At 44.9% G+C, this 1,200-nt stretch carries 2 protein-coding genes; both read left to right on the plus strand.

The window, feature by feature from the left end; translation table 11 throughout:
• Nucleotides 1-207 precede the first annotated feature (207 nt).
• Nucleotides 208-612: an IS66 family insertion sequence element accessory protein TnpA gene (gene tnpA, locus BKD12_RS15940; protein WP_070090334.1), complete on the plus strand. Its 405-nt coding sequence runs from the start codon at nt 208-210 to the stop codon at nt 610-612.
• Nucleotides 602-961 (plus strand): IS66 family insertion sequence element accessory protein TnpB, encoded by a 360-nt coding sequence (gene tnpB / locus BKD12_RS15945; protein WP_070090335.1) that lies wholly within the window; start codon nt 602-604, stop codon nt 959-961. Before tnpA ends, tnpB begins: the two co-directional genes overlap by 11 nt.
• Nucleotides 962-1,200 lie beyond the last annotated feature (239 nt).

Consider the following 1,200-nt stretch of genomic DNA (forward strand, 5'->3'; position numbering starts at 1 on the left):
AAGGATAATAAGGTATTATCCGCTAAGAAAGGAGAACTTAAAAGGAATCATAAAGGGCTAGAAAGACAAAAATTTTTTCTAAGGGAGGAAATAGATGAGAAAGACACTTTTTTATCGTACACGGTAAATCACTAGTACCGTGCTAGTTTTATCTATCCATGAGATAATAACTCCAGAAAACTAAAAGTTTTTTAAAGGAGTGTCCCTATGGATAAGATCACACATCAGGTCCGTGCAGAGCACTGGGCCAAAATCATGAATGAATGCATAAACAGCGGAATGTCTAAAACTGCCTGGTGCAGAGCAAATGGGATTTCAGTGAAGCAGTTCTTCTACTGGCAGAGGATCCTGCGCAGGGAAGCTTTCGAGAATTCCCAGAATTCATTATTACCGGCAACTGCCGGACCGCATCAGGAAATGGCGCCGATGGTGCCAGCGACTCAAAGGGCAGTCTCTTTTACTGAAATCAAGCTTCCATCTTCTTCTCAGAACACAGCTCCGGTTTTTCATCCGGATCTCGTGATCCGGAAAGGCAGTCTCATTCTGGAGATTTCGAATTCTGCATCGGATGAGCTTCTCTCCCGGATTGGAGGGCTCCTGGGTGCTGAATAATGCAACCGGATTCCGAAAGATTTATATTGCTGCAGGATACACAGATTTACGCCGCGGGATTGATGGTCTGGCATCTATTATTAAATTCAACTTCCAGCTGGAACCATATGAAAAGGACATTCTTTTTCTCTTCTGCGGCAGGCGCAGTGACCGCATCAAGGGGCTTGTATGGGAAGGCGACGGATTCCTTCTCCTTTACAAAAGGCTGGAGCTTGGCGGTTTCAGCTGGCCCCGTACAAAAGAAGAGGCACTGGAGATCACGCCGGAACAATATCAGGCATTGATGAAGGGGCTGGAGATTGTCTCCAGACACCCGATCCAGGAAGTGCATCCTCAGGATCTCCTGTAAAGCATTGTGCAAAACGGAGAAAATCAAAAATCTTTTCGCATTCACCGTCCAGGACGGATTGGAAGTTATCCACAGCAGAGCCTTATTGCATTCATTCAATCATGGAGTACTTACCGGCAGCAAGCTGCCGTGTGGATAAGTACTCTGAAAAACTGAAAAAACTAGTAGTTTTTTCGGCTTTTCAGAGTGTTTATCCTATGGTGAGAATGACGAACGATCTTTTTGTGTGGTTCGCTTTT

Source organism: Merdimonas faecis (assembly GCF_001754075.1).
Lineage (GTDB): Bacteria > Bacillota > Clostridia > Lachnospirales > Lachnospiraceae > Merdimonas > Merdimonas faecis.